The 25,756-nt window shown below is 46.2% G+C and carries 23 protein-coding genes; 6 read left to right on the forward strand and 17 right to left on the reverse strand.

The features are described 5' to 3' along the window. Positions 1–291: a YerC/YecD family TrpR-related protein gene (locus ACE3K2_RS14570; protein WP_017690665.1), complete on the reverse strand. Its 291-nt coding sequence runs from the start codon at positions 289–291 to the stop codon at positions 1–3. Between the two features lie 455 nt (positions 292–746). Between ACE3K2_RS14570 and ACE3K2_RS14575 the strand changes: the two genes are divergently transcribed. Together ACE3K2_RS14575 and ACE3K2_RS14580 are read left to right on the forward strand one after the other, a co-directional pair. Continuing rightward, entirely contained in the window at positions 747–1,382 is a 636-nt protein-coding gene (locus ACE3K2_RS14575; RefSeq protein ID WP_421891470.1) for a tyrosine protein kinase, read from the forward strand. Positions 1,383–1,515: 133 nt separating this feature from the next. Beyond that, positions 1,516–2,604: a DNA alkylation repair protein gene (locus tag ACE3K2_RS14580; RefSeq protein ID WP_421891473.1), complete on the forward strand. Its 1,089-nt coding sequence runs from the start codon at positions 1,516–1,518 to the stop codon at positions 2,602–2,604. Between the two features lie 236 nt (positions 2,605–2,840). Here the strand turns inward: ACE3K2_RS14580 and corA are convergent, their stop codons facing one another. From corA to ACE3K2_RS14600, 4 genes are all read right to left on the reverse strand, one after another. Next, positions 2,841–3,800, reverse strand: coding sequence for a magnesium/cobalt transporter CorA (corA, locus tag ACE3K2_RS14585; protein ID WP_421891476.1), 960 nt, complete (start codon positions 3,798–3,800; stop codon positions 2,841–2,843). Positions 3,801–4,107: 307 nt separating this feature from the next. Continuing rightward, positions 4,108–5,097 carry an inorganic phosphate transporter gene (locus ACE3K2_RS14590; protein WP_062836232.1) on the reverse strand — a complete coding sequence of 330 codons (990 nt, stop codon included), beginning with the start codon at positions 5,095–5,097 and terminating at the stop codon, positions 4,108–4,110. Between the two features lie 14 nt (positions 5,098–5,111). Further along, positions 5,112–5,729: a DUF47 domain-containing protein gene (locus ACE3K2_RS14595; RefSeq protein ID WP_062836231.1), complete on the reverse strand. Its 618-nt coding sequence runs from the start codon at positions 5,727–5,729 to the stop codon at positions 5,112–5,114. 318 nt (positions 5,730–6,047) lie between these two features. After that, positions 6,048–7,121, reverse strand: a complete 1,074-nt coding sequence (locus tag ACE3K2_RS14600) for a DUF3048 domain-containing protein (RefSeq protein WP_421891479.1) — start codon at positions 7,119–7,121, stop codon at positions 6,048–6,050. A 338-nt stretch (positions 7,122–7,459) separates the two neighbouring features. Between ACE3K2_RS14600 and ACE3K2_RS14605 the strand changes: the two genes are divergently transcribed. Together ACE3K2_RS14605 and ACE3K2_RS14610 are read left to right on the forward strand one after the other, a co-directional pair. After that, a complete protein-coding gene (locus ACE3K2_RS14605) occupies positions 7,460–7,999 on the forward strand; it encodes a DoxX family protein (RefSeq protein WP_339304151.1) in 540 nt (179 codons plus the stop codon). A 158-nt stretch (positions 8,000–8,157) separates the two neighbouring features. After that, positions 8,158–8,370 (forward strand): hypothetical protein, encoded by a 213-nt coding sequence (locus tag ACE3K2_RS14610; RefSeq protein ID WP_017690673.1) that lies wholly within the window; start codon positions 8,158–8,160, stop codon positions 8,368–8,370. 167 nt (positions 8,371–8,537) lie between these two features. Here ACE3K2_RS14610 and ACE3K2_RS14615 read toward each other — a convergent pair whose 3' ends face one another. The 3 genes from ACE3K2_RS14615 to ACE3K2_RS14625 all read right to left on the reverse strand — a co-directional run bounded on the left by ACE3K2_RS14615 (position 8,538) and on the right by ACE3K2_RS14625 (position 10,745). Next, on the reverse strand, positions 8,538–9,323 hold the full coding sequence (locus ACE3K2_RS14615; RefSeq protein WP_421891483.1) for a DODA-type extradiol aromatic ring-opening family dioxygenase: 786 nt from the start codon (positions 9,321–9,323) through the stop codon (positions 8,538–8,540). A gap of 103 nt (positions 9,324–9,426) precedes the next feature. Continuing rightward, a complete protein-coding gene (locus ACE3K2_RS14620; protein ID WP_421891486.1) occupies positions 9,427–10,257 on the reverse strand; it encodes an alpha/beta hydrolase in 831 nt (276 codons plus the stop codon). 254 nt (positions 10,258–10,511) lie between these two features. Further along, positions 10,512–10,745 carry a hypothetical protein gene (locus tag ACE3K2_RS14625; RefSeq protein ID WP_421891489.1) on the reverse strand — a complete coding sequence of 78 codons (234 nt, stop codon included), beginning with the start codon at positions 10,743–10,745 and terminating at the stop codon, positions 10,512–10,514. Between the two features lie 411 nt (positions 10,746–11,156). Between ACE3K2_RS14625 and ACE3K2_RS14630 the strand changes: the two genes are divergently transcribed. Beyond that, a complete protein-coding gene (locus ACE3K2_RS14630) occupies positions 11,157–11,969 on the forward strand; it encodes a hypothetical protein (RefSeq protein ID WP_421891492.1) in 813 nt (270 codons plus the stop codon). Between the two features lie 24 nt (positions 11,970–11,993). On the opposite strand, the gene ACE3K2_RS14635 is transcribed toward ACE3K2_RS14630, so the two are convergent. Further along, complete coding sequence (locus ACE3K2_RS14635; RefSeq protein WP_421891495.1) at positions 11,994–12,899, reverse strand: AraC family transcriptional regulator; 906 nt, start codon at positions 12,897–12,899, stop codon at positions 11,994–11,996. A 242-nt stretch (positions 12,900–13,141) separates the two neighbouring features. Beyond that, on the reverse strand, positions 13,142–16,282 hold the full coding sequence (locus ACE3K2_RS14640; protein ID WP_421891498.1) for a stalk domain-containing protein: 3,141 nt from the start codon (positions 16,280–16,282) through the stop codon (positions 13,142–13,144). A 316-nt stretch (positions 16,283–16,598) separates the two neighbouring features. On the opposite strand from ACE3K2_RS14640, the gene ACE3K2_RS14645 reads away from it, so the two are divergent. Continuing rightward, positions 16,599–17,570, forward strand: coding sequence for a hypothetical protein (locus ACE3K2_RS14645; protein WP_421891501.1), 972 nt, complete (start codon positions 16,599–16,601; stop codon positions 17,568–17,570). Between the two features lie 157 nt (positions 17,571–17,727). Here the strand turns inward: ACE3K2_RS14645 and ACE3K2_RS14650 are convergent, their stop codons facing one another. From ACE3K2_RS14650 to ACE3K2_RS14680, 7 genes are all read right to left on the reverse strand, one after another. Next, complete coding sequence (locus tag ACE3K2_RS14650; RefSeq protein ID WP_421891504.1) at positions 17,728–18,315, reverse strand: GNAT family N-acetyltransferase; 588 nt, start codon at positions 18,313–18,315, stop codon at positions 17,728–17,730. A 50-nt stretch (positions 18,316–18,365) separates the two neighbouring features. Further along, positions 18,366–19,658, reverse strand: coding sequence for a threonine ammonia-lyase IlvA (gene ilvA, locus ACE3K2_RS14655; RefSeq protein WP_421891507.1), 1,293 nt, complete (start codon positions 19,656–19,658; stop codon positions 18,366–18,368). Between the two features lie 64 nt (positions 19,659–19,722). Further along, positions 19,723–20,613, reverse strand: coding sequence for an alpha/beta hydrolase (locus ACE3K2_RS14660; protein ID WP_421891510.1), 891 nt, complete (start codon positions 20,611–20,613; stop codon positions 19,723–19,725). Positions 20,614–20,999: 386 nt separating this feature from the next. Then, entirely contained in the window at positions 21,000–21,605 is a 606-nt protein-coding gene (locus tag ACE3K2_RS14665) for an alpha/beta hydrolase (protein WP_421891562.1), read from the reverse strand. A 14-nt stretch (positions 21,606–21,619) separates the two neighbouring features. After that, complete coding sequence (locus ACE3K2_RS14670; RefSeq protein ID WP_421891512.1) at positions 21,620–22,570, reverse strand: ring-cleaving dioxygenase; 951 nt, start codon at positions 22,568–22,570, stop codon at positions 21,620–21,622. Positions 22,571–22,843: 273 nt separating this feature from the next. Continuing rightward, a complete protein-coding gene (locus ACE3K2_RS14675; protein WP_421891515.1) occupies positions 22,844–23,926 on the reverse strand; it encodes a hemolysin family protein in 1,083 nt (360 codons plus the stop codon). 247 nt (positions 23,927–24,173) lie between these two features. After that, positions 24,174–25,511 (reverse strand): hemolysin family protein, encoded by a 1,338-nt coding sequence (locus ACE3K2_RS14680; RefSeq protein ID WP_421891518.1) that lies wholly within the window; start codon positions 25,509–25,511, stop codon positions 24,174–24,176. Positions 25,512–25,756 lie beyond the last annotated feature (245 nt).

Genomic DNA, 25,756 nt, shown 5'->3' on the forward strand with positions numbered 1-25,756 from the left:
TTAGCGTCCCAGGCGTTCCAGCGTCATTTTATAACCATCATTGCCGTAATTCAGGCAGCGTTTGACACGTGAAATTGTAGCTGTACTCGCACCTGTCTCTGCTTCAATCTGGTTATACGTATTGCCTTTACCCAACATGCGAGCCACTTCCAGCCGCTGGGACATGGATTGGATCTCGTTTACGGTGCAGAGGTCATCAAAGAAAACATAACACTCTTCAATATCTTTTAGCGTCAAAATAGCCTCAAATAGTTGTTCAATACTTTTATCATTTAGCTTTTTCAGCTGCATTTCATCATCATCCCCTAGCGGTTACTGTGTACCTACATTGTACTCACCCTGAGTTGGTATTTCAAGCGTTACCGATTTCACGCACTACAGAATAAAAATACATGTTACCGCTTACAAAAGGTACTATTGTCCTCCCCTCGCGTACATCGAGCGAAATTTCCGCGCTATTTCCCAGTTTTCACCTGTATATATCCGATTACTTATGTAGGATTTCACCCCTGCTAAATGTTACAATTTTGTGTCTAAACTGTGTTTCACTCTCCGGGAACCTGCCATCATACCATGCGCCCAAATCCGCAAATATCCCGTTTTTCGGGATACCCGCCTACGCCGTCTCTCCGCGAATGACATACAGTATAACAAAAGGGAGTTCCACTACCGTATATGATGTACATCTGTCATAAAACTTGTGGAACGCAATTCCGAAATCCAATATAGAAGGAACGTGATCGTTCATGCCACAGCATTATTATCACCGCCAGCCAGCACAAGGGCAACGTCCGTCTTCTCATGCTCATCGGCAGGCACGTACTTCTGCCTATATGCCGCCCGGTATGGTTCCGCGGTCTTTGAATGAAGCTCAGATTCAACCGATGTACCCTGGAGTAGAGCCACATTACCCAGGCTTCGGTGAAGTCGAAGCATCTGCAGTCGTACCCTATGGGCAAGGTATAGCTGGCGGGAACTTGTATGGAGGCGCAGCTCAGGTTGTTCCCCCAGCTCCGGTACCGGCGCCTGCTACGGGCAGTTCCAGCTTTTCATTAGCCAACCTCGGTGAGTTAAAAGGAATGATCGACCGCTTCGGCGGTATTGATGGGATCATGAGTGGAATAGGCAAAATGCAGAAGGTTGTCGGTGGTATCCAACAGATGGCTCCGATGATGAAACTTGTTATGGGCATTCTGCCTTTTGGAAAAGGAAAATCAAATAACAGCGCAGCTGATGCAGACTATGAAGAATATACACCGCCCCGGAGACGCAAAAGCAAACGTCGGAACAAAACAACGAATGTTCCACGTCGCCGTAATACAACTCCAGTCCGCCGCAAATCCAATACCACCAAACGCCGTCCCAAAAGTCGCAAAGGTTAAATTTTATCCAGGCACCCCCATACAAAAGGTGGGTGCCTTAACACCATTCATTAATATATCAAAATTTTCAGGAACCTATGTTCTTATTTCTGTAATTTGAGGTATACTGGATAATAACAGAAGGAGGCGGACCATGGAACTTATCAAAGACAAATACACTCCCGCATTAATCGATCGGACCGGTGAACTCTTGCGTCAATCCTACCCGAAGCTGGATACACAGCAATTTCACGAATTGGTTTTCGCTGAAGGTTGGGAACAGTTGGAATTCAAAGCGCGCATTCGCCGAATCACACTGGCTTTGACTGCAGTATTGCCCGACAATTATGAGGAAGCATTACACATTATTGAACAAGCCGCTCCGAATATGAGAGGCGTTGAATATCTGTTTGTACCGGATTTCATCGAAGTGAACGGACTTGACCCAGAGGATTACGAGTTATCCATGAAGTATCTGACCCTTTTCACACCTTATTCCAGCTCCGAGTTCGCGGTACGCCCGTTTATTAAACAATATCCAATCCAAACGATGAAACATATGATGGCTTGGGCAGATAGCAACAACGAGCATATCCGCAGACTTGCCAGTGAGGGCAGCAGGCCACGTTTGCCTTGGGGTGCCAAACTCCAGAACTTTATCACTGATCCAACACCTGTACTTCCGATTCTGCATGCATTGAAACAGGACGAGTCCCTCTATGTTCGCAAAAGTGTTGCCAATCATCTGAATGACATCTCCAAGGACCACCCCGAACTGGTACTGGATCTGGTCACGACCTGGTACGGACAACATGCACACACAGACTGGATTGTCCGGCATGCCAGCAGGTCATTACTGAAGAAAGGACATCCTAAAGCACTAAGTCTTTTTGGTTATAACGAGCAGGATTCAATTCACATTGAGCAGCTTCAGCTTGTCCAAGATACGATTGGCATTGGCGAGGATCTTCATTTCTCGTTTGATGTTGTTAATGAAAGCGGTGAGTCACAGATGCTGCGAATTGAATATGAGATGGGTTATATGAAGGCAAACGGCAAACAGGCTCCCAAACGATTCAAATGCTCTGATAAAATGTACCCGACAGGCAGAACCAAGGTAGCCACCAAACAATCGTTCAAAATCATTACAACGAGAAAATACTATGCTGGACTACATACGCTAACAATTGTGGTGAATGGTCAAGCGGCAGCTACAACTTCTTTTGTCCTTGAAGTGGAGTAACCGAAAGGATTCGCAAGTTATACACAGCTCGTTTCAGCAAAAACTTATTCACATGTGGATAGATAATTTCTAGCACATCTACAGAAGAATCAGAAAGGCCACCTGGCAATCTTCTCCCGACAGTTCTATTACTGCCCGAGATCTTTGCTCAGTGGCCTTTTTCATGAAAACCGAAACGCCTGACTCTAAGCCTTCTGAAAGAAAGCTGCAATCGGAGTCATAAGGTATCACATTTTCTACTTGAACCATCCCCGCTTCACAAACCAGGCCACCATGCTGCCGCCAAGGACAAACATGAACAATAACACCGCTCCATACCCAAACTTCCACTGAAGCTCAGGCATATAGGCAAAGTTCATGCCATAAATACCGGCGATTAGCGTAAGCGGCATAAATACGGTCGTAATCACCGTAAGTGTCTTCATAATCTGGTTCATCCGGTTGGAGTTCAGGGAAATATAACTGTCACGCAGATCGGCTGTCATCTCCCGATCAGCTTCAATCATATCCGTCAGCTTCAATAAATGGTCATAGATATCGGTAAAATAAGCCGTATGTTCGCCTGTTCGCTGCACATGCTGGGAATTGACCACCCGATAGAGCAGATCCCGCATCGGTACTACCGTTCGTCTGAGCTTCAGCAATCGAGTCCGCAGATCAAACACCTGGTTCATCAAGTCCTCAACGGACTCTTGTCCACCCCGGTTCTCCAGTTCAGCCAGTTCATCCTCAATCGCAAATAAAGACGGAAAATAATGATCGACCAACTTGTCCATCACGGTATAGGCTGCTGCCACTGGACCTCGCGCCCAGATGGTTCGTTCATGTGCATGGTGCAACAACCGTTCCCACGCTTCATCCACTTCCTCTAATACGCCATGATGAAAAGACACTAGGAAGTTAGATCCGAGAAACAAGTCAACCTCCTCGGCTTCCAGTGTGGACGGGTTCAGTGCATGCAGCACAAGAAACTGCAGATTATCATAATAGTCGAGCTTGGGCCGCTGCAACACATGCAGACAATCCTCTATGGCTAATGGATGAAAATGAAAATATGTATCCAGCAAACAGCTTTCCTCTTCCGTTGGCTGGTTAAAATCCGCCCATACCCAGGCGTAATCATTCAGATCCAACTGTGTAAGTGGTACGTTAACGGAGACTTGGTGTTCTCTTGTAATGGCGAGTGTACGAATCATAAATCAGATCACATCCTTGTCCTGTATCTTTACGTTATTGTACACAGGTACCTTCAAACTCGACAACAAAAAAAGCCAACCCTGTTGGCTTCTCTCATTTCCCTATCCACAGTTCCCTGTATCCACAGGAATATCTTCTTTTGGTTTATCATTCCACGGATGGCTATCCACATATCCAGCCTGTCCACACGTTCATGCACAGGCGTCTCTTGATTTTGGTTGTATAATTGTCCACATATCCCGATATTCACACAGTTATGAACAGTTTGTCTGGTAACCCCGAATTCGTTCGGGATCACTTCTCTCTTTAGAAAATGATCCAGTACAACAATCCTGCCAGTCCCGCAGTAATTGGAATTGTAATGAACCACGTAATAATGATCCGTCCAGCAAGTCCCCATTTCACAGCAGAGAAACGTTTCGCGGAACCCACACCCAGAATAGCTGATGTGATCGCGTGCGTTGTACTAACTGGAAGGTGAAGCAACGTTGCTGTGAAAATAACGGAAGCAGCTGACAGATCGGCGGCGAATCCGTTAATCGGTTCAATTTTAAAGATTTTGGTACCCATCGTTTTGATGATTTTCCAACCACCAATGGATGTACCCAGAGCCATCGCGGTTGCTGCTGAGATTTTAACCCACAGCGGCACTTCCAGATGATCTTGTACACCTGCTGCAACCAAAGCAAACGTAATAATCCCCATCGCTTTCTGTGCATCATTCGTACCATGTGTGAAGGCTTGCAGTGCTGCCGTGAAAATCTGTACCGTACGGAAACCTTTATTCACGTTATGAGGACTGCGTTTGGCAAAAATGTATTTAAGAATCGTCATGACCACATAACCAATGGCAAATGCAATGAGAGGTGATAATAACAAACCTCCGACGATATCAATGAATCCGCTCCACTTCACTTTGTCGGATCCTGCGCCAACAAGCACGGCACCTGCAAGGGCTCCGATAAGTGCGTGTGATGAGGAAGACGGAATACCAAACCACCATGTAACCAGGTTCCAGATAATCGCAGCGATCAAGGTGACTATGACGACCTCGATCCCGTTATCCAGCGTGGTGGGGTCAGTTACGCTCCCCCCAATCGTCTTCGCAACGCCTGTAAACATCATCGCACCGACAAAGTTCATTACCGCTGCCAAAAGGATCGCGCGACGTGGCGTCAGTGCCCGTGTCGATACTGAAGTGGCAATGGCATTGGCCGTGTCGTGAAAACCATTGATGAAGTCAAACGCCAGTGCAAGGAAGACGACTATACCTAATACCCAAATCGTTGTTTCCATTATTCTCTGGCTCCTTAAGAATTACGCATGATGATGGATTCGAGCACATTCGCTACGTGTTCACAAGCATCCGTTGTTGTCTCAAGACGTTCGTAAATTTCCTTACGTTTGATCAATTCAATCGGATCAGGAACGGTAGCGAAGAGGTTCTTGATACACATGCGCAACACTTCATCACCCTGATTTTCCAGATCATTCAATCGAATCGTGTACTCACGAATCGCCAGCAATTTTTTCTGAGACAGCAAATGAATGGCCTTCTGAATTTCGTAAGCCGATTGGCGCAAAATTTCAGCGAATTGAACGATATATTCGTCTGGGTCAGTCAGTTGGTACATATAGAAACGGGAAGCCGTTGCTTCGAGTCCGTCCAATACGTCATCAAGTGTCGTTGTCAGCTCCATAATATCATCGCGTTCGATCGGCGTGATAAACGTTTTGTTGAGTTCCGTAATGATTGTGTGAACATAGTCATCACATTGGGACTCGTACTTCTTCATTTCATTGGCAAAAAGAGTCACATCCTGAAGGTTGGAAACATGCTGGGAGAAATAATCTGCCGCTTGAACAACCGTATCTGCCATGTTCTCCAGTGTCTCAAAAAATATATCCTTCTTCTTCTTAAGCTTCATAGCTCTATCCCCTTTACGGAAAAAATTGCCGATAACCGATGAAACATGAAATGACAACCTTTGATATCTTATCATATTTGTTTCATGGTTTGTACAAAAGGTGTGATCCTTTTTTATATTCTTATCACATTAATCTGAAATGAATCTTAATTATTTGGAATAATGGTAAATTCAAGTCAAGATTTTACACTGCGTTTACAATTCGACATCAAAACACAAAACCGACACGATTCTACTTTTCATGCCAAGGTACAATATGATGCCTTTTAGGACGACATAATCGGTAGATATTTCATCGTTTTCTTTCATTACATCCTTCTATTGGACAGCCAGCTTCACATGACTAGAAAATTCCGGTTGATTGGGAACAATGCTGATAAACGTTTTACCTGGCACAAGAGCCACTTCACTGCCATCCTGAACAAAACGGATAATATCCCCCTGCTTTTTCACCCATTGCCCACGAATCATCTTGCCCTTTTGGAACAACATAGCTTCCCCGCCCTGTTCCAAATTAACGGACAACCGACCTACACTATCGAGCACCCTGTGATCTGCACCTGCCACAATGATGTTCGCTGCGCCAAGTTGAGTCCCATTATCCAGATCCTGATCTGCCTTACCATTCACCATTCTCATATATCGTCCACTAACTTCATCATAATCATACGTCACCCGGTAACTATCCAATAAATAATGGATATCGAATTGCTTCACTGCCTCTCCAGTGGATGTCGCGCCTTCTTCGTTATAGATGTATACGGGAGACTTGAAATCATGGCTATAACCCTTGATATCTGCCCCTTCTCTCAGCTTGTCCGCTGAAGTATACAGATTATGTGGGGCTTTACGATCCGAGGAACGCCAGAAGTAAAGTCCACCATTCGAGATTTCATCCATATGCTGTTTCTGCTGCCTTTGCAAAATGGAATACGCCTCCGGACTGCCTCCGGCATGAACAAGTACCCCATCATAACTCTCGCCGAGCTCAATCAAATATGGACGTATACTGCGAACGGGTCCAACCGTCTCAGCACCGCCTTCACTCTGGAAGATGGCTATGAAACGGGTAATGCCTCCCTCTGCGAGGACTTCAAGAATGATATCAGCTGAACTTAGACCCGATTGGGGCCGAGCCGCTGGTGCATTATTAATCATGACGGCGAGTGGTCGACGCGTAATTGCTTCATCTACAGGCAGACCTGTCAGAGGTGCTGTATAGAGAGACGTATTGGACTCCTCCACAGTCTGTTCTTCTTGTACAGGTGCAGGTGTCGGTTCTGGCTGAAGTGGCATCTGCGCCACCTCCTGGTTTTGGCAGGCAACAAGACTCAATGAGAGAATAAACAGGGATGCAGCCGATGCTGCTTTGTTCCATTTCAAAAGCTTCAATATAGGACCTCCTGAACGATATGGCCTGGTTCTAAGTTGTGATATATGTCTCATGTGGGCAACCATTTCACGTATTTCTTTCCATTTAATCACACCCCATCCGATTTGTCTGCGCCCAGGAGGCCTTGATACAGCGAGAAATTCACATTTGAAACAGCGAATCGCGAGAAAAATATGTCCTAAATGTGAACTTCTCAAACCTTACTTAAAATTTGAACTAGATTGTGATTTTAATCACAAACAAAACAACTTTTGGACTATACAATAAAGACATCAAAGGTGATCACTTAGAAAAAACAAAAACAACACACACTAGATTCCATGAAGGAGTGGTTCATATGTTCAGCACAAACCAATGGCTTAGAGAAAACAAAGTGGCAATGTGGATTTTAACAGTACTTCGGGTGTATATCGGTTATGATTGGATGACTCACGGATGGAGCAAATTAACTGGCGGATTCGAAGCTGGCGGGTTCCTTGCAGGAGCACTGGAAAAAACAACGGGTGATCATCCGGCAGTTCAAGCATGGTGGGGAACATTCCTTGAGAAATTCGCAGTACCAAACGCAGGACTGTTCGACTTCGTTATCCCTTTGGGTGAATTCCTTGTAGGTTTGGGTCTCATCCTTGGCTGCTTCACTACACTGGCAGCACTGATGGCAATGGTCATGAACTTCGCGTTCCTCTTCTCGGGAACAGTAAGCACAAACGCTCAACTGGTTGTAATGGAAATCTTCATCGTTGTTGCTGGTGCAAATGCAGGTAAAATCGGTCTGGATCACTGGGTACTGCCTTACCTTCGCGGATTGATCACTCGTAACAAAGGTAATCACCCAAAAGACACACCAACGATTAGCCCAACTCATAAAACAGCTTAAGCAATCATTCATAGAATTCTCAGCCCTGCTCCCAATCCCCCTGGAGAGTAGGGCTTTTTACTTTTCAAGATCACCCTGAATGCCCTCACTGACTTGCTCATCCAGAGAAAACCGTATTATGATGAACATAAAGTTGAACTTCAAAGGAGTATACGATAATGCCGACCCAGCGACGTCTTGAGACCGATGCGGACTTCCAGGAAGCCATGAATATGAAGTATAAGGTTCGCGTTTTTAAAGATAATCACCAGATTGACTCGGGTGGTATAATTATCCGTTTTGACAGCAACACCGTAGTTGTACAATCCAGTGTCAGTGAGCTCGCTTACCATTCACGTACAGACTGTGAATTGTTCGAAATCCGAAAATAAAGACCTAAGGCATGAATAAGTCCTTGTATTGAAAGAAGGTTCCTTTAGCCCATCAAGGGCGTACAGGAACCTTCTTTTGTTTATATATTGTAATTGTATACATTAACACACGTTATTCGTACCCAACTGGCTTCAAACACCAATATCAGGCTGTTGTCTGTTCCAAGTTACACGCCGTCTCCAAACTGCCAGCAGTTCAAGCTCAGCGTTCCATAAGGGTAAGACTGGAATAGACGCTTCGCTGATCGGGACATATCCGCTGTACCCATAGCATAGAACAAAGGTGCAAGGTGTTCTGTACCATACGACGGAACTGCCGCGCGTGCATGAGGGGCTTTTTTCTCATATTGAAACAGTTCTCTTGTGTTCCACTGCTCCAAGCGCTCCCCGATCCAGTTATCAAATTCCACCGCCCACTCTTGTGGTTCATCCGTATTGCCCAGCAATCTTAAATTGTGAACCGTTCCACCACTGCCAATGATCAGCACATCATCATGACGCAGCTGTTCCAGCATTCGGCCAATATCATATTGTTCCTGCGGCGTACGCAGCGAGTCTACCGATACAGCGATCACAGGGATATTAGCCTCAGGATACATATGGAGCAACGGTACCCACACACCATGATCCAGCCCTCTGCCACGAATCGGCTGATGTGCCAGATTGCTGCGGGTGAACAAAGCACATATCTCGTTCGCCAGATCTGGCTGCCCAGATGCAGGGTATTCCATCGTATACATCGTAGAAGGAAATCCATAAAAATCATGCAAGGTCTGATGTGTATCATCCATTGTCACGGACGGTTCAGGACAATCCCAATGCGCCGTAAATACGACAATGGCTTTCGGAGCCGGCAGCCTGTCTCCAAGCTGGTTTAAGAAGTAAGTGTAGTCATTGCTCTCCACCGCCAGAGCGGGAGAACCATGCGCAATGAAAAGTGCGGGTAATGTCATTGCTGCCAACCTCCAGACACGGATAGAATGCTTACTCTTCTATTTTACCCCTAAGAAGGCGCTTTTCCAAGCTGACATCCCCAAACAGTTGTAATCCTGCCACTTATATCATCCAGTGCTGCCAATCCTGCTCGATCTTCTGACGTTCGCCCAGCCACTCTCTGGTACGTGTAATGAGCTGTTCACGCTCTTTGCCTGAAGAGAAGGTGTGATCGCCCTGGAAGATGATCTCCTTGTCACAGCGGCCTTCCTGACGCATCCAGAATACCTTTTGATATAGAAATGCATAGTCTACAGGGATAATCTCATCTGACGTGCCATGTACGACAAGAACATCACCACTAAATTTGACTGCTTCCTGGAATGGCTGTTGTTCAGCGAGAGACTCGAAGAAGGTTGGTGTGAATTTGTATCCGAGATAATCAGCCGCACCCAGTTTCACGCCTTCATCGTATATTTCCCGTCCCGTAATCTTCACGATATCATTGAATGGATAACCCACGGAGGACCACATCACCAGGTTCTTGACACGTTTGTCGCGCACAGCAGTTAGTAATGCAACGGCCCCACCCAGACTATGACCAATTAGCGTAACGCGCGTAGGATCTACATCACTGCAATTCACCGCGTAATCCAGCACCGAACGGGTCTGTAGCACCATGGACTCCAGTCCCTCCGCTCCATACTCCCCACTGCTCTCTCCGCAACCGATATAATCGAAACGTAGGACCAGATAACCGTCTTCAGCCAGCTCCCGTGCAGTCTTTACAAACAAACGGTCCACGCCGATCCGACTACCAACGAAGCCGTGGCAGATGACTGCCAGAGGTACACGTTGCTGACTCTTCCCCTCCTTGATATCTTTCACAACCGGATAATGAATCGTGGCTGTTAATTCTTCCTGCCCATGACGGATAATGATCTGACGTTCCATACCGATTTCCCCTTTCCACGCTTAGCCTGTGGTATTCCATTTATTAAATATATATAATCCGATAAGTTTAGTGTGTATTAAGATGTTATTCATATATTATCATCCCGTACCCTGCAAGTCAACGTAAGTAAGAACCCTTTCTACGTCGAATACTAATCTACCTTTTATCGGTTGATAAGCGCAAAAAAATGAGCCACGCTGGTGACAGCTGGCCCCGATGTCTTTTGAATTTCAAACCATGTGTTGCAGAATCGTTATTCGTAACTTCTATGGAACATCTCGTGGGTCTCCACACGTCCATTCCACTCATGCTCATGACTCGAATCACTATTGTCCCAGAAACTTCTTCCCCTCAAATTGCCATCTGTCAGTTCTTCTGCATACTCCGTGTCCTCCAGATTCTCCTCAAAGGATACAACCTCGTCCACAACTCCACGGGAGTTGCTGTTCAGTAGCAGCTTCCGCGTCAAATCTGTTTGTTTGTCCATAACAAGCACACTCCAATCTTGGATTTCTGTTGGAAATGCTACTATTGTGATGGAATTAGCTGTTCTTTATGCATACTTCACACAATCGTTAGATCTGGAAGGCATGAGGGATTTTTTTCACATGAACGGGGAAAATAAACGAACAATCATTAGCAGCATATGCCTCGGAATCCTTCTGCCGAAAGGAATGAATGCATGGAACATCTACTCGAATGGATTCAACATCACGGTAAACTGGTGCTGTTATGCACCTGTGTCATTCTCGCCTGTGTGTGGATATGGGCCAACCGTGAGCAGCTTTTTTATAAGGAATGACTTTGCGAAACGAGAGCCCTTCCCGTATACTAAAATACCGTCAGGGTCTTCAGACAATTGGAAGATCAGAATGTGTGTAGACAGGGGGAGCAATCATTGGGGATTTCCTATAAGAAACTGAGAGAAATACAGAATCGGCAAATAACCGAGATGAGTCGTATGACACCTGAACATGTGAAACTGTATGACGAGATCAGCATAATTGCACGTCAAGCGCCAGCGGACGAGAGAACACAGGAAGAATGGATTCTCTCCGCAGGAAAAGCGATCGTACAGGCTCAGCGGGATAACAAACCCGCTCGCGAGTTATACGGACCTGATCTGGAACAAGACATCCATGCACAGCTCGGGATAACAGATACAGCATCGGAGAAGAGGGCTGCCGTTGAGGTGGGTAAATCCAGCCCAACCCGTGGTCATAGTCCATCAGCTTCATCGCAAAAGAAAGCCACCGTTGCAGAACCACAGCCAACGGACAATGCGGAGCCAGCGAAACGGACACCGAAGTGGTATGCCATGATCGCGTGCGCGGCTTTGTCTTTTGTCCTGTTGATTCAAGGATGTGCAGGATTGTTCGTGGGTTGGACTGGCGGGGATACGGAACCGTTCCAACACATCAGTCTGTTCTCCCTGATCGTTGCAGCCGTTGGCGGAATCGCATTGGTGGAAATGCTTCGCCGCCTTGCTGAGCGACCGGACGATGAAGGAGCAGACAGAAATAAGGTACCTAAAGTCAATATTCGGGGGATCGTCATCTACATCGTGGTCGTGGTACTCGTGCTGTTTGTGGGGTATCCACTACGTGATAAACTTCCCGTCTTTGCACTTGCGCCGTGGGTGAGTGCAGTGATCGGCATTGTGGGGCTTGCAACGTTAAGGCCTTTATTTGGTCAAAAGAAAACAGCATAACACGTTATACTCGATTAAGGGACTTCACGAACTCGTGAGGTCTTTTTCCATTTGGAGCTGGTTCCGATGTTTGATTCCTTTTCCCGGTGTCTCTCCGAACTCCCGCTTGAACATCCGGATAAAATAGTTCACTTCCATGCCAACGGTCTCTGCGGCCTCACGTACACTTGCTCGTGGATGCTTGTCCAGCCATTCTGAAGCCTTCTGCAAACGTAATCGCTGCATATATTGATGTCCTGTCACGCCATAATGATGATGAAACAATCGATTGAGATGTTGCACCGAATAACCCACTGCATCAGCGATGTGCTTCAATAACAGATCGTCCTGATAATGTGTATGCATCAATGCTACTGCTCGGATGAGTGCATCCTTGCCCGTATCGGACTCCCGATTCGAACGTGTTACAGGCTCCTCCTGCACCATAGATGATCCGATACCTACACGACCGACATCAGATGGTATTTTGGACTGTGCTATATCCAAAATGAGCTGGTAGATCAGGGTTGATGTGTTCCACATCTCCGTCGCTCCTTGATCCAGCACATGCCAGAGATTGGTCATCCGTGACCAGAAGATGTCAAAACCGGAGATAGGGCACGGCTCGTTCTGAAGCAAACCCGCGCTTTGAAGTACCGATCCAGCCGATGCACCGCCAATACCGATATAACCAAGTTCTCCTTTGGATTTGGAATGAGGCACATACTCATGCGCAATCCCAGGTTCCACGATGAATACCTGCCCTGCTCCCATCGTCCATGTCCCTTTTCCCGGAAGCCTGAACTGCCCCTCACCTCCGCCTGACAAAAACAACTGATACACCGGAAATCCATCCGGTCTATGCAGAACTTTCTCTTCCTGCGTGCCCACACAATACAGGTACAGCGGCAACCGGGAATCCGGCAGGCCCGTCAAACGAAATGCAAGCATTCCATCATTCCTTTCGGCTCATAGGCTTATAGGCTTCTAGCTTATTCCTTCTATTATCCATCCGTTTGTCCTGTTCCAGCAATGGTCTAAGGAACCTTTTTGGCGACAAGATTTTCAAAATGCAAGTTTGAAATTCACGCCAGAAGATTATTGTTCATACATAATGAAAACACCCTTTCCGGCTGGAAAGGGTGTTTGAGTTTGTTTCAGTGTAATTTTTAAGTTCAACCCTGTGCAGGTGTTTACCCATCAATTGATGCCGGTGGATTGGTAGAAGACGTTGGCTCCTGTGTAGGCGTAGACGGAGCCTTTTCAAGCTTAAATGTATCCGATGGGCCCGAAAGTGTATGTTTATACGTTGTTGTATTGGCAGCAACTGAAAGAATATACACCTTGTACTCGCTTCCTTCCACCAGATTGGCTCCGGTTGAATCTTTGGCAGCTGTAGTTAAAGTAACTTCAACAGCTGCAGGATTTCCAATTGGGTAGCTAGTGTTAGAGATTGCTGTGTTAATATCCAAATTATCCGTTCCTTTAACAATAAAGAGTCGGTATTCAGAAATTCCAGTTTCAGGAGATGGTTTAGTAAAGGTAAGTTTATAACTTGCTGCCGTTACTGTACTTGTATTTTGCAATTCTGTAATAGTGGCAGTTTGAACCGCATTTGCTTGTGCAAAGATATTAAACTCATTGGAAGCTGGTGATAAATTGGATGCGCGAGATGTACTATTGGACAGCGACATAACAAACACTTTGTATTTCTGTCCAACGGAAAGCGCACGGTCGTTAATATCACGGTATCCACTGTTCAATACGATTGAAGTACCTGCACTACTTGTCTCCAGATCAGTATAGAAATTAATGCCAAGTGCCGTACTTGTAGTGAAACCACTTACCTGATTTGTGGGCACGATGAAAATACGATATTTAGCAATTCCCGTTTCATTCGATGCTTTGGAAAAATTGATAGTTACATCGGAAGGGTTACCTGCCTGTTGTCCCTGATCTTTGACGGTCACATTCACATTACTCACTGCTGCCACGGCAGTAGCTGAAGTTAGAGTAATGGCACCGGAAGGCGATGACAATGCATTCGTCAGAGAAGCATTGTTATTCACAGCCAATACATATACTTGGTATGCCACATCATTAAGAATCGGTTCGTTATTCACTGTTCTTGAAGTACTTGTAAAATTAACAGTCTGATTAGCTCCCGTTTTGCTGACGGTTCTGTAATACGCGCTGTTCACTGCATTTGCTGTGTTCAGATTAAACGTGCTACCCGCCTTCACTACAAACACCCGATAATGATTCACATTTGTCTCATCTGCGGATTTATTAAACGTTACACGCAGATCACTACCATTTCCAGTATCCCCAATATCAGATGGCACCACATTGCTCGGAGCCGTTATAGCGGCGTTCTGTGTCAACGTAATCTGTGAAGAGTAACCAGACAACGCATTCTGACTGGAGTTTCCGTTGTTATTCACCGACAGCACGAATACCCGATAAGCAACGTTATTGGTGATGGTGTAACCATTGGTATCTACCGCATAGTTCGGAAGCGTAACGGACAGGTTACCACCCGTTTTGTTCACCTGTGTATAGTTGTTCGATGCATTAGCAGCGCTCAGCGTGAAGCTGCCCACATTAGCGGAACGAACGACATATACTCGGTAGGCAGAGATTCTGGATTCATCCGCAGCTTTGTTGAAAGAAACCCGCAGATCACGCCCATCAGCATAGTCACTAATATCCGCAACAGCCAGGTTGCTAATAACTCCCGCGTTACCGTTCGTTGTCAGTCTCAGCACAGTGGAGGAAGCTGACAGCGCATTGGTGTATCCATTTTGCTGATTGCCCACCGCCATCACGAAGATACGATAATCTTGCAGATTCGTTACGTTATAACCACTTGTGTCCTTCATGGATGAAGGCAATGTCGTTGTAATGTTGTTGCCTGTTTTGTTCACCGTATAGTACAGACTGGAGGACAGGTTACTTGCTGTCGTCAGATTGAAGCTGCTGGCAACCGAGTTGCGCACCACGAAGACGCGATAATTCGCAACCTTGGATTCATCCGAAGAACGGTTAAAGCTCACCTGGATATCACGGCCATCTCCATAATCCGAGTTGTCTCTCACCTGCGTAATTACAGGAGATGTTGCTGTGTTCACGGACAGTGTAAGTGAAGATGATGCTGTCGACAGCTTGCTGTCTGTTGTTGTATTTGTGCTCACGGACAAGATGTATACCACATACGCTGTGCCGCTTTTAATCAATTCGCCGGACGTATCCCGTGTCGAAGAAGTCAGCTGGCTTTTCACTGCGGTACTGTTTCCTTTGTATATGATCGTGGAGTTAGCACTGGACACTTTGTTCGCCGCAGCCAGATTGAACGCAGAAGAGTCCTTCGCTTTGACAACAAATGCACGATAATACGTAATGTTCGATGTTGTGCTCGGCTGCGTGAAGTTAATCTCCAGATCACGGCCATCGCCATAGTCGCTAATATCTGTGGCACGCAGGCTTGTAACCGCCTGTACTGTGGATTTCACATTACTGAGCTTTATAGCTTGAGAAGACCAGTTCAATGCATTTTTATAATTATTGCTGCTGTTACCAACAGTCAGTACATACAGGCGATACGTTTCATTACTATTGAGCAAATCTCCGTTCACGTCACGCGTCTGTGCATTAAGCGTCAGTTTCGGGTTGCTGCCATTCGGTGTAACGGATGTATAGTTCGCAGCAGGTACGGCAGTTGCTGAGGACTCCGTGAAGCTATTCACATCACGAGTTTTCACCAACATAATCCGGTAAGCAGATACCGCCTTCTCTGAAGTTGGACGTGTGAAGCTCACCGTCAGGTCACGACCATCTCCGTTGCTTCCGGATACCGAACCATAGATGTTCCATGCAGCATATTGTGTCTCATCCACTGGTGGCGTTACCGTTGTCTTGATATCTACACGTTGATTGCGTGAGTTCCAGAATACTTTTTCTCCAAAAGCTTCACTGACAAAACGAATGGGAACCATTGTGTTGCCCTTAATCGTGTTCGCAGGTACATCCAACGATATCGCTTCCCCGTTGATGTATGCCGTTTTGGAACCAAGTGTCAATGTAACTTCCTGATCGTCGCGAGTTGCAACAATCGTTTTGGTTCTGTTTGTGTACTGTACCTTCGCATCCAATCCTTCAAAAATCGACCGAAGCGGAACCAGTACGCGTCCACCTTTCATCACAGGTGCCTGAGCAGATGATAACTCTGCATCATTAATATATATGCTGATCCTCGCAGCTGCATCCATAACCGACGTTGGAAGTGCGGACATCAGCATGGCCGATACAGCCAGCGCTGACATTACCTTCTTCACTTGTTTTCCTCCCGCTTTCCTCATATCCCATATCCCCATTCTCGCATGTAGTTAACATCGAAATAGATTCGCTGTTCTTTTCAATAATTCCTGTATTTACCTATGCACAACTAAGACGTTCCGATCAGCTCAAAAGTTTCCAGTTGTACAAAAAATATTTTCGCAGAAATCTTCCTCTATCTTCCACCCTCCAAAAGTTAAAAATAACAGAAGAATTTGTCACCATTCCGCAACCATATCCTGCCCCAATTGCGTTAATGTATAGTAACTAGTGAACAACGCCTATCATTTTCTTAACTACGGGAGGTTCATATCTATGACATCATCGTTCCAATCTGCCACACGTAAAAGCATGCGCACCTTCATTACCGCCACCGCTATCCTCATGCTGCTCCAAACGGCTGTAGCCCCATTATCCGGAGTCGCTGCTGCCGCATCTTCCAGTACAGATACCAACAAAGTCACGACTGCCAGCTCAACAACCATATATAAAACATTTCAGTCCATGCTCTACAAAAAGAACGGCTTGCCTGCCGCGGATACCTATCTCGAATCTCATATCAAAAAAGTAACAAAGCATCACGCCACCCTGATGGTGCTTCAATTGGAGAATGCTCGCCTGAAGGCGCTAAGTGCCATGACGGACCGCCTGCTCGTTCCTAACGTTCAGGACAAGATGATCAAGGCTTACAAATTGAACGATAACTTCACCAAACTTATGGAGCGTACCCAGGACTCCGATCTGCGTGCACTGTTAAAAGAAGCCCGTGACAGCGGCTACCGCCTCGTCATGCTCGAAGGCTCCCTCTATCCCATAATGAATTATGCGGCATTCGTGAAATATACCCCTGAAATTAAAGAGGATATCTCAAGCTACATCCATATCATGACAAAGGAAACAAAAAACTTGCCTGCGGATGACGGAGCTCTAGTCATTGGCTATCAGGAAATTCTCCTTCGAGCACGCAGTCAGGAAAAATTCCTGGAGCTGTATCCGAAATCCAACCGAGCCAAACAAGTACAGGATCTGTTGAACAGTTATACCCTGTATACCTTTTATGGGCTCAACAACACACCGCTGTTTGATTATGATACGAACAACATGGTGGCGAACGCTCAAAGAGGATACAACGGTGTCTTGCAGCGCCTTGCATCCGTCGATAGCGAATTCCTCACCAAGCTGGATGCCTTTATGGACGTGGTTAAAGAATCGAAGTATGAGAAAACAGCTGCTGTCGAGAAATGGCTGGAGCAGCATGTGCCAGTCAGCGACTATGCGAACTATTGAGTTAATCCGCTCCCATGGTTAACATCCGTTTCAAATTCAGGCTAAATCCCAACAGAAAACCACGACAAAAACCGCCACAGAATTCGCTCCTGTCGCGGTTTCTTTTTTGCTTCTATTGTCAAAACTGACTTAACCGTTAATTGGTCAGCGCTCCGGTTTATTGAATCGGTTTGACCATATGATTATACTCATGTCCTGCGATGACAATCACATCGTCTTTGACATATCCCTGCCGTTCGTACAGCATCTGTGCACGGCCGTTGTCCTGTTCTACAATCAGGGATACCTGCGAGTGACCCAGATCTCTGCCCTGCTGCTCAAAAGCAGCCATCAGTGCCCGGCCGATGCCCTGCCCCTGATATGCTTCACTTACCGAGAGAGTATCCAGATAATACTCACCCGGGCGGGTTTCTTTAACCAATGCATATTTCTCTTCCCGGCTTCGTCCAGGGCGATTCAGTATCGGCTGATCCAGACGATCCACCTCACCACCATCATAGGCTACGAGAATTCCCGCGACCAGCCCATCCTGCTCCATCACTGTCACATGACGATAGCTAATCCGATTGTCTTCCTGGACATAGAACTCCTGCAAAATCTGCATCGCCTTCTCATGATCCGCCTCACCCGCGAGCGAGTAAGCAATATCTCCTATCGCTTGAACCAACAATGGAATGACCTGATCCGCATCTTCTATGCGTGCTGCTCTGATCAGAGGGGATGTCTCGTGGTGATCTGCTTGCATACTTGGTTTCACCTCCGATTGCATGCCTGACTGCGTTTTGGAATAATTCATCAGATTAACATGTTGAACAGATTCAAGTTTTTGTTCAGCTCGGTATAGGCGATACCTTTGCGGTTCATACGTTCAATGAGCGGTTGGTAATCTTCCTTGTACATCAGCTCAATGCCTACCAAGGCAGGGCCATTTTCCTTATCATGCTTTTTCGTATATTCAAATCGGGTGATATCATCATTCTTCCCTAGAACTTCCTCCAGGAATTCACGTAAAGCTCCTGCACGCTGTGGGAAATTAACCATGAAATAATACTTCAGACCCTCATAGATTAAGGACCGTTCTTTGATCTCCTGCATCCGGTCAATATCGTTATTCCCACCACTAATGACACAGACCACCGTCTTGCCCACAATTTGCTCACGATATTGCTCCAGCGCCGCAACAGCCAAGGAACCGGCAGGCTCAACCACGATTGCATTTTCATTATAAAGTTCCAGAATGGTTGTGCAGGCTTTGCCTTCCGGCACTTTCACAATATCATCAAGGATACTGCTGCAGATATCATAAGTCAGATCGCCAACCCGTTTCACCGCTGCGCCATCCACGAATTTATCAATATCATCCAGCGTCACAACCTGTTTGCGGAACATCGCCTCACTCATGGAAGCTGCCCCAAGTGGCTCAACACCGATGATGCGTGTCTCTGGACTCACCGTCTTCATGTAGGTTCCCACGCCTGCTGCCAGCCCTCCGCCACCAATCGTAACGAATACATAGTCAGCATTCTCATCGAGACTTTCCATGATTTCCATCGCTACCGTACCATTACCTGCAATAATCTTCGGTTGATCAAAAGGATGGATGAACGTCATGCCCTGTTCGTCACATGCACGCATCGCTTCTGCGTATGCATCATCATACGTATCCCCGATCAGCACCACTTCAACGTTGTTTCCGCCAAAACGTCTCACCTGCTTCACCTTTTGGTTCGGCGTTGTACTCGGCATGAAGATTTTGCCGTTAATTCCGAGCGCATTACAGCTAAAAGCGACACCCTGAGCATGGTTGCCCGCACTCGCACAGACAATACCCTTCTCCATCTCGGCTGGTGTCAGACTGCGAATCATATTATAGGCACCCCGAATTTTGAACGAACGCACCACTTGAAGGTCTTCCCTTTTCAAATACACATTACAGTTATATTTGGCCGACAATACAGCATCCCGCTGCAACGGCGTTCTTACAATGACCTCACGCAGCACATGATGTGCGCGCACGATATCTTCCATGCCAACACTGGCACGGCCGGGATTTGTGGTTCCCGTTGGTTCTTGTTCAACTGGTTTCATTTTCTTCTCCACACTCCGCTTATATGGTTTAGCAATGTCGCGCACTGCTTTTCTTTGTATTGTATCACTTTTGTTCTGTTCTTGCGCCTGAGCTCACTTCATTTATCATTCGTACAATTTCATCAATAATGACCTGAGGATCAGTATACATAACCATATGTCCCGATTGATCCGCCCCAATCCATCTCGCATTGGATAGCTTGCTCACTGTCTGGCGATGCGCCGAGATGAGAGCAGGTCTGATTTTCCCCTCTCCCTTACCCGGTTTGATACCCGAGATCACGCTGACTTCCAGATCACCCAGAGCTGGCGGATGCTCCAACAGCGCTGCCATGTCACTCAGAAATGTTCTGCCTTCCGCAAGCATCGTGCTGGCTGCCCGTACAGTAAAGTCCTCCTTGAGGTGATCCGTCGCCACATCGTCAGGCTGAATGCTTCCCGCTTTGCTGCCGAGCAACTTATATAAACCCGTCCGTGCCATGATTGGAATAAGGAAACCATTAAGGGCAAAGCTCTTTTTAGTAAGTTTGGAGAAATACATTTTGCAGTGCTCGTCTGATGGGTCCACCAGAATAATGCCTCGTAATCGAGATAGATGTGCAGACGCCGCAGCCCGTACAATCGGACCTCCCCAGCTATGTCCAACCAGAATAAATGGGCCCGGGCCCAGCGCAGTCAGCAGTTCCCCAAGATCTCCTGCAATGCGTTCAAGACTGCGTGGAGCCGAGTCAACATCACTTCTTCCCGCCCCTGCCCTGTCATACACAACTGCACGTACATGCTCAGCAATCACTGGTGCCACCAGCCCCCAGGTTGATCTGGAGGCACCCATACCGGATTCAAATACAACCGTCAGATCTCCTGTTCCTCTGGACATATAATGTAATTTGCGACCATCGCGGGTCTGAACATACGCACTTGAGCCAAACGTATGTGAGCTAGGATTAGGATCCATATTTCCCTCCTGATTACATGCATAGTCATCGTTCCCGACTCTAATTGAAAATGATTATCAATTACTTCATTATAGATTAATCCATGCTTTGCGACAACCATGTTGCTTCAGCATGTTATAACCGTCCTGTCGCTTTCTTCCATGTTGATGAATCTTCCCCCTCTATCGTTCCGATCCCCTCCTTTTCCGTAATGCAAAAAGAAAAAACCGATCCATGATCGGATCGGGTAATTGTACATGACGCTTAGCGGCTGGAGCTCTCTTATTGCTGCATAACCCAATAAACAAAAAAAACAGCCCGATTCAGATTTCATCAGGGCTGCTTCAAACTGCTGTAGCTTCACATGGATTAAACAGACATCTCATTTAACAAAGATCCACCACGCTTACGCCTGTGTCTTATACCAAGCTGCCGCAGCTTCTGCCTCAGTACGAGTCAACTGGTGACCCTGACGCTCCCAATGCGTGTTTACATCGGCACCTGCACTGCTGAGTAGCGAAGCAAGTTCCTCCGTTTCACGTCTTGGTACAATCGGATCATTCTCACCTGCACCAATGAACACAGGCAGACCTTTCAGATCTGGCAATTCCAGTCCACGCAGCGGCACCATCGGATGATGCAGAATGGCACCTTTGAATACATCCGCTTGATGGAAGATCAGGCTTGCCGCAATGTTGGCGCCATTAGAGTAGCCCAGTGCATACACGTTGGACCGATCGAAACCGTATTCCACCGCTGCTGCATCGACAAAAGATCCCAACTCTGCCGTACGAGCAATCAGATCTTCTTCATCAAAAATACCTTCGGCCAAGCGGCGGAAGAAACGGGGCATCCCGTTCTCCGATACGTTACCCCGTACCCCAAGGATGCCAGCTCCTGGCGCAATCAACTCCGCAAGACCGATCAGATCGTTCTCAGTCCCGCCTGTACCGTGAAGCAACAGGATTGTTGGCGCATCCGGCTGAGCACTTGCTTTATAGATATGTTTCATTGTATTGGTTGTGGTCATGATTTGGACTCTCCCTTCCATTCACGTACTTCAATTCGTGGCAACAATTGTTCAATCTGTTCGCGCTGTGGTTCATACCATTCAGGCAACATCAGTTTCTCCCCCATGCTCTCTGCCGGTTCATCCCGTGCAAATCCCGGAGGATCTGTAGCCAATTCGAACAGTATGCCTCCCGGCTCCCGGAAATACACTGCGTTGAAGTATTGACGGTCAATGACTGGTGTTGGATGATACCCGGATTGTTCAAGATCCTGCTGAATTTGTTCATGCTCCGTATAATCTTTGGCACGCCATGCAATATGATGGACCGTTCCGGCTCCGCCAATCCCGCGTTGGATGCCTGTAGACTGAATATCGATGATCTGACCGATATCGCCGCTTGCTTGAAGACGGAGGATTCCATCCTCTTCACCGATCTGCTCCAGACCCAGTTTGCTCACCAGTACGTCCATGGTTTTCTCAGGAACATGACTGAACAATACCGCACCGCCGAATCCTTTGATGGCATGCTCCGGTGTTACACCGTTGAACGTCCAGTTGCTTGGCTGACCACCTTCGCGCTCTACCAGTTCAAGCAACAAGCCGCCTTTGTCGAAGAAACGGATATACTGCTCACCGAATCTGATTTTATTTTCATATGGAATATCAAAGGATGCAAGACGTTCTTTCCAGAAAGGCAAGCTTCCTACAGGTACCGCATATACGGTAACTCCAGTCTGACCTGAACCAATGACACCTCTTCTTGAATTCTGCTGTGGGAAAAAGGTGATGATTGTGCCCGGTGCACCCTGCTCATTCCCATAATACAAGTGATACACGTCTGGTGCATCAAAGTTAATTGTTTTTTTTACCAGTCTGAGACCCAACACGCCTGCGTAAAAATCAACGTTTTTCTGTGCATCGTCTACAAAAGCTGTAATGTGATGAATGCCTGAAGTTCTGAACATAATCTCCACTCCCTTGGTTTTAGTAGTATCATAAGTTAACTTTGCTTCTTTTATTTATGGTATTGATTTTTTTGTTATTTATCTTTAAATTAAGATTCTTTAAATTTATATTAATTCATTGAACGCTAATATGCAAGCTTTTATTTTAAAATTAAGATTTAAACCTAAAAAAACAGGCCCCGATTACCTTGGGAACCTGCTTGTTGTTAGAACAACTACGTTGTTTCGCTTCGATTCTTCGTTAATTCTGTAATTTCTTTGTGTCCTTGATTTTTAAACCAATTTCATTCTTTTTGGAGGATTCACCAAATCTTTGTGCTCGTATTCATCCTTGATATCTCCGACAATCTCTTCAAGGATATCCTCCATTGTAACCATACCAACCGTAGCACCTGCCTCGTTTTTCACAGTTGCAATGTGTACACGGCTTTGCTGCATCTGAATCAGCACATCCTTGATCGGAGAGCGCTCGGAGAAACTCGGCGTATTATGGACAAATGTCTCCATGTTGAAGGCGCGACCGGCGGCCACACTGGTGAGCATTTCTTTTGTGTTGATGAAACCCACAAAATGCGCCTGATCTCCATTTGCAATAACAGGATATCTCGTGTATTCGTGTCGATTCAGCGTCTCAATGATCTGATCAAGTGGCATTTCTTTATTTAAAGTGACGATTTTATCTCGTGGTATCATGATCTCCTGAAGCAGACGCTCATCAAAAGCAAAAATGTTTTTCAGATAGTCCAGCTCCGTCTGGTTGATCTCGCCACTCTCATAGCTCTGTGCCATAATTAGCTTCAGCTCTTCTTCCGAGTGAACCGTATCATGCCCGGCAGGTTTTACACCAAAGATGCCTAGCAAGAGACGAGCAGCTCCATTCAACGCATAGATGAACGGATTCATGATTTTACCGAACCAGTACAATGGTGGTGCCAGCAACAGCGTCATTCTCTCTGCAAACTGAATCGCCAGTGTTTTTGGTGCCAATTCACCAATAACCACGTGCAGGAACGTAATGATCGCCAGAGCAATACCATAGGAAAGCACGGTAGACAACGCTGCCGGCACTTCCATGCGCTCAAATAGCGGATGCAACATTTTCTCAACGGTAGGTTCACCCAGGGCTCCCAATACCAGCGCCGTGATGGTAATCCCCAATTGACATGCCGACAGATAATAATCCAGGTTGTGCGCCACTTTTTTGGCCAGTACTGCCTTTTTGTTACCTTCCGAGATCAATTGATCGATTCGGGACATCCGTACTTTAAGAATTGCAAATTCGGCTCCAACAAAAAAGGCTGTCAGACCGATAAATACAGCTACTAAAAATAAATTCAAGGCTATTATTCCGTCCAATGATTTCCCTCAGGTTGAGGGATTCACCTCCATTAAAATTTAAAATAAGGTTGCACGAGTGACGTTCCGGTGACGGCTCGTTCTTCCGATCGCCATTGCCTCCAAATTTCCCTGTGATTGTTGTTTTCGAAGGTATAAAATTGGTTTGCAAACGCGAACGCTACGCTTCTTCAGAATCGATTCCGTCCCCTACACTGCTCCGATATCGCAAAACATATTTAAAGTTTCACATGATTCTCGGTTAAGATCACGCCAGATCGCTAGTTGCTTCCTCTACCTGCGCGCCGTTTACCCGTTCCAGAAGAACTTGCTTGATGTGATAGTTCTCGGTATCCACAACGGTCCAGACATAATCACCGTGTTCTACCGTGTCACCTTTTTCCACACCAACACCCTTCTGATATTGAATCCATCCGGCTACGGTATCCATCTCTTCATTTCCTTCAAAGCTAAGCCCGAACTGCCGCTCCACTTCATCCAAAAGTACCCGACCATTAATGAGATATTGATTCTCTCCGGTCTCCTGGATATCAGCCACCTCATCGGCATCGAATTCATCACGAATCTCACCGACCAGCTCCTCCAGAATATCCTCCATCGTAATGATTCCCGAAGTACCACCGTATTCATCCACGACCACGGCCATGTGTACACGTTCCTGCTGCATTTTAATCATCGCATCCTGGATACGTGTAACTTCGGAAACAAACGGGATCTCACGAACAAACTCGCTCAGTTGATACGATCTTGCGGCAACCATGTCCGGCAAAATCTTTTTCACATTCACAACGCCGATAATGCGGTCCTTGTCCCCATCCTCGATGACAGGGTAACGTGAATAGTTATGTTCATCCAATATAGGAATAATATCGTCATAGGTCATATCCTGATTCAAAGTCACCAGTTCCGTACGTGGGACCATGATGTCTTTGGCATCACGTTCGTCAAACACAAATACATTTTCCAGATATGAAAGCTTGGTCTTGTTATCCTCGTCCCCTTCATAACTCTGGTTCATGATGATCTTGATCTCGTCCTCCGAGTAGGCTTGATCATGTTCGGCAGGCTTCACACCGAATCCCCGCAGAATAACACGTGAGGCTCCATTGAGCGCCCAGATGAACGGATACATGATTTTACCAAACCAGTATAGCGATGGGGCGAGCATCAACGTCAGCTTTTCCGAAAACTGAATCGCCAATGTTTTGGGTGCCATCTCACCAACAACTACATGCAAAAACGTGACGAGGATAAAGGCAATTGCATAGGAAGCAATGGATGAGATCGAAGGTGATATGTTTAGGTAATCGAATACCGGATATAACAATCTCTCAACCGTCGGTTTTCCGAGCGCCCCCAGTCCTAGTGCAGTGACCGTAATACCGAGCTGACAGGCTGAAAGATAATAATCCAGGTCCGAGACAACTTTTTTGGCAAGTACTGCCTTTTTATTGCCTTCCGCGACCAGTTGATCCACTCTTGATGTACGAATTTTGACTACAGCGAACTCCGATGCTACGAAAAATGCAGTCAATACAATCAAGATAATAAGTAAAGCGATATTCAATATGGTAATTATGTCCAATGATTTCCCCGGTTCTCAGGGATTCACCTCCAGAGATAGTTACAGCGTGATCCGTTAACTATGTTAACCATTCATGCGCTGTTATTCTTTCAACACGACGTCTGCCTTATATAAAATCGATTTCAATGATATCTTTTGTATAAGTCTTACGTTTGACCTTGTAAAATTACAAAACAGGAATTCAAGATGAAGTCAATGACTTGCAGAAACTTCTTCATTCAAATCGGGTTACCCCTCATGCTGTC

Origin of the sequence: Paenibacillus sp., assembly GCF_048976745.1 — a bacterium.
Classification (GTDB): Bacteria; Bacillota; Bacilli; order Paenibacillales; family Paenibacillaceae; genus Paenibacillus.

Coding starts and splice junctions, on each gene's coding strand:
- ACE3K2_RS14620 (WP_421891486.1), bottom strand. CDS start 10,257: ATGGAACGTCAGATCATTATCCGTCATGGGCAGGAAGAATTAACAGCC.
- ACE3K2_RS14660 (WP_421891510.1), bottom strand. CDS start 20,613: ATGGATCCTAATCCTAGCTCACATACGTTTGGCTCAAGTGCGTATGTT.
- ACE3K2_RS14615 (WP_421891483.1), bottom strand. CDS start 9,323: ATGACATTACCCGCACTTTTCATTGCGCATGGTTCTCCCGCTCTGGCG.
- ilvA (WP_421891507.1), bottom strand. CDS start 19,658: ATGAAACCAGTTGAACAAGAACCAACGGGAACCACAAATCCCGGCCGT.
- ACE3K2_RS14665 (WP_421891562.1), bottom strand. CDS start 21,605: ATGAAACATATCTATAAAGCAAGTGCTCAGCCGGATGCGCCAACAATC.
- ACE3K2_RS14625 (WP_421891489.1), bottom strand. CDS start 10,745: ATGGACAAACAAACAGATTTGACGCGGAAGCTGCTACTGAACAGCAAC.
- corA (WP_421891476.1), bottom strand. CDS start 3,800: ATGATTCGTACACTCGCCATTACAAGAGAACACCAAGTCTCCGTTAAC.
- ACE3K2_RS14590 (WP_062836232.1), bottom strand. CDS start 5,097: ATGGAAACAACGATTTGGGTATTAGGTATAGTCGTCTTCCTTGCACTG.
- ACE3K2_RS14670 (WP_421891512.1), bottom strand. CDS start 22,570: ATGTTCAGAACTTCAGGCATTCATCACATTACAGCTTTTGTAGACGAT.
- ACE3K2_RS14645 (WP_421891501.1), top strand. CDS start 16,599: ATGACATCATCGTTCCAATCTGCCACACGTAAAAGCATGCGCACCTTC.
- ACE3K2_RS14570 (WP_017690665.1), bottom strand. CDS start 291: ATGCAGCTGAAAAAGCTAAATGATAAAAGTATTGAACAACTATTTGAG.
- ACE3K2_RS14575 (WP_421891470.1), top strand. CDS start 747: ATGCCACAGCATTATTATCACCGCCAGCCAGCACAAGGGCAACGTCCG.
- ACE3K2_RS14580 (WP_421891473.1), top strand. CDS start 1,516: ATGGAACTTATCAAAGACAAATACACTCCCGCATTAATCGATCGGACC.
- ACE3K2_RS14610 (WP_017690673.1), top strand. CDS start 8,158: ATGCCGACCCAGCGACGTCTTGAGACCGATGCGGACTTCCAGGAAGCC.
- ACE3K2_RS14650 (WP_421891504.1), bottom strand. CDS start 18,315: ATGCAAGCAGATCACCACGAGACATCCCCTCTGATCAGAGCAGCACGC.
- ACE3K2_RS14635 (WP_421891495.1), bottom strand. CDS start 12,899: ATGCTTGCATTTCGTTTGACGGGCCTGCCGGATTCCCGGTTGCCGCTG.
- ACE3K2_RS14595 (WP_062836231.1), bottom strand. CDS start 5,729: ATGAAGCTTAAGAAGAAGAAGGATATATTTTTTGAGACACTGGAGAAC.
- ACE3K2_RS14605 (WP_339304151.1), top strand. CDS start 7,460: ATGTTCAGCACAAACCAATGGCTTAGAGAAAACAAAGTGGCAATGTGG.